Below are 8,162 nucleotides of genomic sequence, written 5' to 3'. Positions count from 1 at the left end.
GCTTCTCGGCCAGGCCGAGCGGGTCGAGGTTCGAGGCCAGGTGGCCGCGCGAACGGTAGGCGGTGAGGATGCGCAGGACGCCGGCCTGCTTGCGGGCGTGGGCGTCGTCGACCGGAGCGCCGGCGACGGCAACCCCGTTTCGGCGCTGCTTTTGTGCGGCCTCTATACGCGCAATGGCCGCAGAGTGGGGAACGTCCCCTGACTCGCGGCCTTTGAAAGTCTCGAAGTATTTGCTCCAGGTAGCTTCGACCGACGAAGGGTCTGCCAACCACGATTCATAGAGCTGTTCAACGTAATCGGCGTTACCGCCGGCGAGTTGGGAGGATTCGAAAAACTCGCGGATCAGATTAGTGCTCACGTCACCACCGGTGAGGAAGGGAAGCAGCAGCCGTTCCGACCGGGGTTGGCCGGATGGCTGGGAAAAATCCCGTTAATTATAGCCTTGGGGTGCTGCGACGCGGCAACCCAGGTTGCACCTCTAAGTGGGGTCGATGATCGATATTTCGAGTTATCGGGTACCGACGATCGTCGTAGAGCGCGGATTTGCATCGTTGAAAGCGCGTTTGGCGCCGATGTCATCGCCCGGCGCGACGGGAGGCTTCCGTTCAGTTACAGATCGAGCGGCAGCCAGGCGGTGGCGCGTGCCGAGCGCTCCCACACTTCGTTGAAGTGCTGCAGCAGCGGCGCTTGCGCGGCGCGATCGGCAAGCGCGGCGCGGCCGTCGGCGCGGCGGGCATCGGGAAGGAACAGATAGCCGCCCTGATCCGTGAGCAGGTAAGACGAGGCGTAGGCCAAGTCGACTTCTTCCAGCGGCGTGCGCACCAGCACGATGCTGGACAGGCGCTGGGCCAGGGCCACCAGCCGATGGTTGTCGCGCAGTGCGTCCTCCGGCGCATGCAGGATCAGCCGGATTTCGGCGCCGCGGCCGGAGGTGGCGAGGCGCCGAAGCTCGGCCAGCTCGGCGACGCCGCCATAGACATCGTCGCTCAGGACCGGCTGGTAGATGGCGATCCGTCGCCGGGCTGCAGTCAGCAGACGAAGGCGGGCATCGGCCAGTTCGGTGCGATCGCGCACGGGCAGGGGCGGCGAGGCCGGCCCTTCGCCCGCGTTCGGTGCATCGTCGTGGGCGTCCCGCTCGCTCATCGGCGGCGCGGCTTGTGGGCGACCAAGTGGCCGTCGTTGACCAGGGTGAGCAGCAAGGCGAGCTCGGCTTCCGGCACCTTGGTGCCCGGGGTGAGTTCGCGCTCGGCACACAGGCGTTCGGCCACATCCACCGACGTCGGGTAGGCATGCCCGTTGACGAACAGCATGGCGCCTCGCTTGGCGCGCGCCCAGGCCATGCGTGCCCAGGGGTGGCGCAGCAGGGCGGCGCCTGCGTCCAGTTGCTTGCGCAGGGCGGCTTCGGTCAGTTCCTTTTCCGGCGGCACCGGCTGCTGGGCGCTGCGGTAGCGGGTGATGAAGCGGCCGAACCAGTCGGTGAGCGTGGCGTCGTCCAGCGCTGCGGCAAACGGCAGGGCCTGCTTGAGGCGTGCGAGCGCGGCGCGGTCGATTTCGCCGACGGCCTTGGCCGGGGTCAGGTCGGGATCGGTGTAGCGCAGCTCATCCGGCAGGCGTTCGGCCAGATAGTCGGCGAGGTCGCCGGTCAGCTCGGCCTGCGACGGCGCACGCATGCCGACCGAGATGGTCAGGCACGGTCCCCCGAACGCGATGCCGTCGTGCGGCACGCCCGGCGGCAGATACAACATGTCGCCCGGTTCGAGCAGCCACTCGTGGTCTGGCTCGAAGACCTGGAGCTGCTTCAGTTCCACGTCCGGGCGGAAATCCTTGGGAGCTTCGGGGTTGGTGTCGATCGCCCAATGGCGCTGGCCCAGGCCCTGCAGCAGGAACACGTCGTACTGGTCCACGTGGGGGCCGACGCCGCCGCCGGGCTCGGCGTAGGAAATCATGATGTCGTCCAGGCGCCAGCTGGGCAGGAAGTTGAAGTCTTCCAGCAGCGCGGCGACGTCAGCGTCCCATTTGTCCACGTCCTGCACCAGCAGGGTCCAGTTCTTGTCGGGCGTGCTGGCGAAGTCCTTCTCGGTCAGGGGACCGGTCTTGACCTTCCAGCGATCACGGCCTTCGTCGTGGATGATCAGGCGCGACAGCGCCGTCTCTTCCATCGCCAGGCCGGCGAGGTCGTTCGGCTCGATCGGCGAGACGAAACCGGGGAAGGCCTGGCGGATCAGCAACGGGCGCTTCTGCCAGTAATCGCGCAGGAACTGGGCGGGACTCATGCCCAGCGGCTGCTTGGCGCTGCCGCGGACTTCGATGGGGAGGGCGGGGGACTTGGTCATCTGCCCATTCTAAGCGAAGGCGATGACGGTCCCGTTGATCGTCGTCAGGGGAAAAGCCACGGCGGGTCGGTCAGGGCGGCCTGCCTGCCGGAAATGAGCCGACGGACATATGGTTATGCCAACACGTCCTTTCACATGACAAGAGGTGATGACTAGTTTGAGTGTCCAGGTGTCTGGACGTCCAAAGGTGGACAGTGAACGCGGTCGTCGCAACGCAAGCCGGTATGGGCTCCATCGATGGCGACAAGTTGTCGGCACTGGAGCGCCTGGCCGAGGGGCTGAGTCCCGCCGAGCTCTACTGGGTCGCGGCCTGGAGCGCGGCTCGCGCCGACCAGCTGCAGCGAGGCATCGTGCCGTTGCAGGCGGCCAAAGCCGTTGGCGAGCGGCTGACCATTCTGTACGGCAGCCAGACCGGACAGGCCAAGCGCATCGCCACCCAACTCAGCGCCCGTGCGGAAGCTGCCGGGCTGGCGGTGCGCCTGGTGCGGGCCGACGGCTACGCCCAGCGCGATCTGGCCAGGGAAACGCATCTGGTCGTGGTGATCAGCACCCAGGGCGACGCCGAGCCGCCGGACGATGCCCGCGGCCTGGTGGAATTCATCCTGGGCAAGCGCGCGCCCAAGTTGCCCGGCCTGCGTTACGCGGTGCTGGGGCTGGGCGATTCGAGCTATCCGCAATTCTGCGCCATCGGTCAGCAGCTCGATCAGCGTTTTGCCGAACTCGGTGCCTCGCGTCTGGCGCCGCTGGGCGAAGCGGACGTGGACGTCGACGCGGTCGCGGTGCCATGGACGGAGCGCACGCTCGAACAGGCCAGGCAGGCGCTTGGTACAACCCAGCCGGCGGCACGGCTAGCGACGCTGCAACCGGTGCCTTCGCGCGCCAGTCATCATCGGGATCGTCCGTTTGCCGCGCCGGTCCTCGACAACCAGCCGATCGTGGCGCGCGACGCCGGCCGGGACGTACGTCATGTGGAGTTGTCGCTCGAAGGATCGGGCCTGCGTTACGAGCCCGGCGACGCCGTGGGCGTGTGGCCGCAGAACCCACCTGCGCTGGTCGATCGATGGCTGAACCTGCTCAAGCTCGACGGCGAGCGAGCGGTGTTCCACGACGGTCGGGAGTTGCCATTACGTCAGTGGCTGACGCACGAGCGCGAGCTCACGCGCCTGAGTCGGCCGGTGATCGCCGCGGTGGCCGATGTGAGTGGCGATCAGGAACTGGCGGGGCTGCTGCGCCCCGATCAATCCTCACGCCTGGCCGCGCTGCTGGCGGAGGAACAACCGATCGACCTCTGGCGTCGCCATCCCGAGGGTTGGTCAGCGGACGAACTGGTGGCCGCACTGCGTCCGCAGACGCCGCGCCTGTATTCGATTGCTTCCAGCCAGAAAGCGGTCGGCGACGAAGTGCATCTGACCGTGGCCGTGATCGATTACCAGGCACATGGCGAACAACGCTGGGGCGCGGCGTCTTCCTTCCTTGCCGCTTCGACCGACGAACGCCGCGTGCCGATCTTCATCGAAGAGAACGAGCGCTTCCGCCTGCCCAAGGACGATAGCCGCGACGTGATCATGATCGGCCCGGGCACGGGCGTGGCGCCGTTTCGCGCCTTCGTGCAGGAGCGCCGCGAAACGGCTGCGCGTGGACGCCACTGGCTGTTCTTCGGCAACCGTCACTTCACCAGCGAATTCCTCTATCAGACCGAATGGCAGGCAGCGCTGCGCGATGGCTCACTGGATCGGCTCGACCTGGCGTTCTCGCGCGACAGTGACGCCAAGGTCTACGTGCAGCAGCGCGTCCGTGAACAGGGCCGTGATCTCTATGCGTGGCTGCAGGAGGGCGCCCACATCTACGTGTGTGGCGACGCCAACCATATGGCCAAGGACGTTCATGCCGCCTTGATCGACGTGGCGGTGACGCACGGCGGCCAATCGCACGAACAGGCGAAGGAATGGCTGTCCGGTTTACTCCAGCAGGGCCGCTACGCCCGCGACGTGTACTGATATGACGACACCGCTCTCCGATTTCGAACGCATCAAGGCTGCCAGCCGCCAATTGCGCGGCGGCATCGTCGAAGGCCTGCGCGATCCGGTCACCAACGCGATCAGCGACGATGACAACAAGTTGCTGAAGTTTCATGGCAGCTATCAGCAGGACGATCGCGACCTGCGCGAGGAACGCCGCAAGCAGAAGCTCGAGCCAGCGTTCTCTTTCATGCTGCGCGCACGGCTGCCGTCCGGCGTGGTCACGCCCACGCAATGGCTGGTGTTCGATCGTCTTGCGCGCGACTACGCCAACGGCACGTTACGCATCACCACGCGCCAGACGTTTCAATGGCACGGCATCATCAAGCACAAGCTCAAGCCCACCATTGCCGCCATCCACGACGCCTTGGCGACCACGATCGCCGCTTGCGGTGATGTCGTGCGCAATGTGGTGAGCACCGCCAATCCGGTGGAATCGAGCGCCCACGCGCTCGCCTATGCGTGGGCGACGCGACTCTCCGAAGAACTGTCGCCGCGTACACGCGCCTATCACGAGATCTGGCTCGACGGTGAACCGCTGGTCGATGAGCCGGAAAACGAAGAGCCGCTGTACGGCCGCACTTATCTGCCACGCAAATTCAAGATCGGCCTGGCTGTCCCGCCGCTCAACGATGTCGATGTCTTCGCGCAGGATCTGGGTCTGATCGCGATCATCGAGCAGGGCGAACTGAAGGGCTTCAATGTCGCCATCGGCGGCGGCATGGGCGCGACCCATGGTGATCCGAGCACGTATCCGAGGTTGGGAAGCATCATCGGCTTCGTGCCGCCGGAACGCCTGCTCGCCGTGTCCGAAGCCATCGTGACGGTGCAGCGCGACTGGGGCAACCGCAGCGAGCGCAAGCATGCACGCCTGAAATACACGCTCGATCATCGCGGGGTAGATGTTTTCAAAGCGGAACTGGAACGTCGCGTTGGCTTTGCGCTGGAAGCCGAACGCGAATATCGCTTCGACCACAACGGCGATCGCTACGGCTGGATCGAAGGCGAGGACGGGCGCTGGCATCTGACCCTGCAGATCGAATCGGGTCGGCTTGCGGATGTGGGCGAGCGTCGCTGGCTCAGCGGATTGCGCGAGCTGGCGAAGATCCACGAGGGCGATTTTCGCCTCACCTGCAACCAGAACGTGATTGTCGCCAACGTGAGTACGGATCAGCGTGCGCGCATCGACGCGATCGTCGCGGCGCATGGGCTGGATGGTTATCGCACCGACAGCGGTGTCCGCCGTCATGCCGTGGCCTGCGTGGCGCTGCCCACCTGCGGCCTGGCGATGGCGGAAAGCGAACGGTATCTGCCCGATATCCTGCCCAGGCTGGAAGCACTGCTGGAGTCCTTCGGTCTGCGCGACGCGCCCATCCTGCTGCGACTCTCCGGTTGCCCCAACGGCTGCTCTCGCCCGTATCTGGGCGAGATTGCCTTGGTCGGGCGCGGACCGGGCCGCTACGACCTGCGACTGGGCGCGGATTTTCGTGGCCAGCGACTCAACCAGGTCTATCGGGAGAACGTCGACGAGCCGGCGATCCTCGATGCACTGTCGCCGCTGTTCGCACGTTACGCGGATGAGCGGGTGGTCGATGAGGGCTTCGGTGATTTCCTGCTGCGCAGCGGCGTGATCGCCGCATCGACACGGCAGATCCCTCTCGAGGTGGTGGCATGAAGCAGGCCCTGCTCGAGGATGCGCAGCACGATGAGCGCGCTCTCGATGAATTGAATGTGTGGCTGGGCGGTCTGCAGGCGGAGCAGCGCGTGATCTGGGCACTGGCCCATGCACCGGGTACGCATGTGCTGTCGTCGAGCTTCGGCGCGCAGGCGGCGGTGTCGCTGCACCTGTTGACGCGGCAGCGGCCGGATCTTCCGATCGTGCTGATCGACACCGGTTATCTGTTTCCCGAGACGTATCGCTTTATCGACGAGCTGCGCGAGCGACTCGGGCTTAACGTCAAGGTGTACAGCGCGGCGGAAAGTGCTGCCTGGCTCGAAGCGCGGGAAGGGCGCTTGTGGGAGCAGGGCGTGGCGGGCATCGATCGCTATAACCAGCTGCGCAAGGTGAGACCGATGCAGCGAGCGCTGAGCGAACTCCAAGCGGGTTCGTGGTTCGCGGGATTGCGTCGCAGCCAGGCACGCACGCGCGCTGCCATTCCCTATGCCGAGCGTCGCGACAACCGCTGGAAATTCCATCCCATCGCGGACTGGACCGATCGCGACGTGGGCCTGTACTTGCGCAAGCACGGCCTGCCGTACCACCCATTGTGGGAGCAGGGCTACATCTCCATTGGCGACGTACATACCACGCACCGCTGGGAGCCTGGCTCCGAGCTGGATGCCACCCGTTTCTTTGGCCTGAAGCGCGAATGCGGGCTTCACGGCCTGGCCTGACCGAACACCCTAAGAACCGCCCCGGCGCACGCCGCCGGTTTTCGCCCCGACCGAAGAAGAACGACACCATGAGCCAGAGTGCCCTTGCGCAGCCCCAAGCTGCGCTGCTCGACGACGCCCCCGTTTCGCTGATCGCGCCTCACGGCGGCGTGCTGAAGGAGTTGTATCTGCAGGCGGAAGAGGCCGCCGTGCTCAAGCAGCGCAGCGCGGGCCTGCCGGCGATCGATCTCAATACGCGCCAGTTGTGCGATTTGGAGCTGCTGCTCAATGGCGCGTTCTCCCCCCTGGAAGGTTTCMTCTCGCAGCGCGACTACGATCGGGTGGTTGCCGAATACCGCCTGGCCGACGGCACATTGTGGCCGATACCCATCACGCTGGATGTGAGCGAGGCGTTCGCCGAACGCCTGAACGTAGGCAGCGAGGTCGCCCTGCGCGACGTGGAAGGCGTCCCCATCGCGGTGCTCGAGGTGGAAGACATCTATCGCCCGGATCGCGAGCACGAAGCACAACACGTGTTCGGCACGCTGGATCGCGGGCATCCCGGTGTGGCTGACCTGCTGGATCGGTATCGCCCGGTGAATCTGGGTGGACGCGTGCGCGGCATCCAGTCACCGTCGCACTACGACTTCGCTGCGCTGCGCGATACACCGCGCAGTCTGCGAGCATGGTTCACTTCGCAGGGCTGGCATCGCATCGTGGCGTTCCAGACGCGCAACCCCATGCATCGCGCGCATCGTGAACTGACCCTGCGCGCTGCCCAGCAAGTGGGTGCGAAACTCCTGCTGCAGCCATCGGTGGGGCGCACCAAGCCCGGCGACGTCGATCACTACACTCGCGTGCGCTGCTACCAGGCTTTGCTGCCGCAGTACCCGGTGAACAGCGCGCGGCTTTCGCTGCTGCCACTGGCGATGCGCATGGGCGGTCCCCGCGAGGCGCTGTGGCACGCGATCATCCGCAAGAACTATGGGGCGAGCCATTTCATCGTGGGGCGCGATCATGCGGGGCCTGGCAACGACTCCGCTGGCAAACCGTTCTACGGTCCCTTCGACGCACAACATCTGCTGGAGCGTCACCAGGACGAACTCGGCATCCGCATCGTGCCGTTCCCCGCGATGGTGTATGTGGCCAACCGCGACGCCTATATGCCCTCCAATGAGGTCCAGCCCGGCGACGAAGTCCGTGATATCTCGGGCACGCAGCTGCGTCGCCACCTGCAGGATGGCAGCGATATTCCCGCATGGTTCTCCTTCCCCGACGTGGTGAAGATCCTGCGCGAGCGCCATCCCGTGCAGGCGTCTCGGGGCTTCGCCTTGTTCTTCACCGGCCTATCCGGTGCCGGCAAGTCGACCATTGCGCAGGCGGTAGTCGCGCAGTTGCTGGAACGCACGGCTCGCGCGGTCACCGTGCTGGATGGCGA

Annotated in this window: 7 protein-coding genes; 4 read left to right on the top strand and 3 right to left on the bottom strand. The window is 65.7% G+C overall.

Translation table 11 applies throughout. The features are described 5' to 3' along the window. From AC1DMG_RS17475 to AC1DMG_RS17465, 3 genes are all read right to left on the bottom strand, one after another. A partial coding sequence (locus AC1DMG_RS17475; protein WP_477180835.1) for a 2-oxoglutarate dehydrogenase E1 subunit family protein occupies nt 1-358 on the bottom strand: 358 nt, incomplete at its 3' end. A 251-nt stretch (nt 359-609) separates the two neighbouring features. Further along, complete coding sequence (locus AC1DMG_RS17470; protein WP_477175965.1) at nt 610-1,143, bottom strand: DUF7931 domain-containing protein; 534 nt, start codon at nt 1,141-1,143, stop codon at nt 610-612. After that, nucleotides 1,140-2,333 carry a JmjC domain-containing protein gene (locus tag AC1DMG_RS17465; protein WP_477175964.1) on the bottom strand — a complete coding sequence of 398 codons (1,194 nt, stop codon included), beginning with the start codon at nt 2,331-2,333 and terminating at the stop codon, nt 1,140-1,142. Before AC1DMG_RS17465 ends, AC1DMG_RS17470 begins: the two co-directional genes overlap by 4 nt. 224 nt (nt 2,334-2,557) lie before the next feature. Here AC1DMG_RS17465 and AC1DMG_RS17460 point away from each other — a divergent pair, with 224 nt between their 5' ends. The 4 genes from AC1DMG_RS17460 to sat form a co-directional block, all read left to right on the top strand. Then, nucleotides 2,558-4,330 carry an assimilatory sulfite reductase (NADPH) flavoprotein subunit gene (locus tag AC1DMG_RS17460; protein ID WP_477178216.1) on the top strand — a complete coding sequence of 591 codons (1,773 nt, stop codon included), beginning with the start codon at nt 2,558-2,560 and terminating at the stop codon, nt 4,328-4,330. Between the two features lies 1 nt (nt 4,331). Continuing rightward, nucleotides 4,332-6,026: an assimilatory sulfite reductase (NADPH) hemoprotein subunit gene (gene cysI / locus AC1DMG_RS17455; RefSeq protein WP_477175962.1), complete on the top strand. Its 1,695-nt coding sequence runs from the start codon at nt 4,332-4,334 to the stop codon at nt 6,024-6,026. Continuing rightward, nucleotides 6,023-6,745 (top strand): phosphoadenylyl-sulfate reductase, encoded by a 723-nt coding sequence (locus AC1DMG_RS17450; protein WP_477175961.1) that lies wholly within the window; start codon nt 6,023-6,025, stop codon nt 6,743-6,745. The genes cysI and AC1DMG_RS17450 overlap by 4 nt, the downstream gene beginning before the upstream one ends. A gap of 68 nt (nt 6,746-6,813) precedes the next feature. Next, nucleotides 6,814-8,162, top strand: a 1,349-nt coding sequence (sat, locus tag AC1DMG_RS17445; protein ID WP_477180834.1) for a sulfate adenylyltransferase, incomplete at its 3' end; no start/stop codon positions are given.

Source organism: Dyella sp. 01N36 (assembly GCF_056399745.1).
This window is presented reverse-complemented; position numbering and strand designations above follow the sequence as displayed.

Excerpts from the sequence above, each read along its gene's own strand:
- AC1DMG_RS17450 (WP_477175961.1), top strand. The coding sequence starts at position 6,023 with ATGAAGCAGGCCCTGCTCGAGGATGCGCAGCACGATGAGCGCGCTCTC.
- cysI (WP_477175962.1), top strand. The coding sequence starts at position 4,332 with ATGACGACACCGCTCTCCGATTTCGAACGCATCAAGGCTGCCAGCCGC.
- AC1DMG_RS17465 (WP_477175964.1), bottom strand. The coding sequence starts at position 2,333 with ATGACCAAGTCCCCCGCCCTCCCCATCGAAGTCCGCGGCAGCGCCAAG.
- AC1DMG_RS17460 (WP_477178216.1), top strand. The coding sequence starts at position 2,558 with ATGGGCTCCATCGATGGCGACAAGTTGTCGGCACTGGAGCGCCTGGCC.
- AC1DMG_RS17470 (WP_477175965.1), bottom strand. The coding sequence starts at position 1,143 with ATGAGCGAGCGGGACGCCCACGACGATGCACCGAACGCGGGCGAAGGG.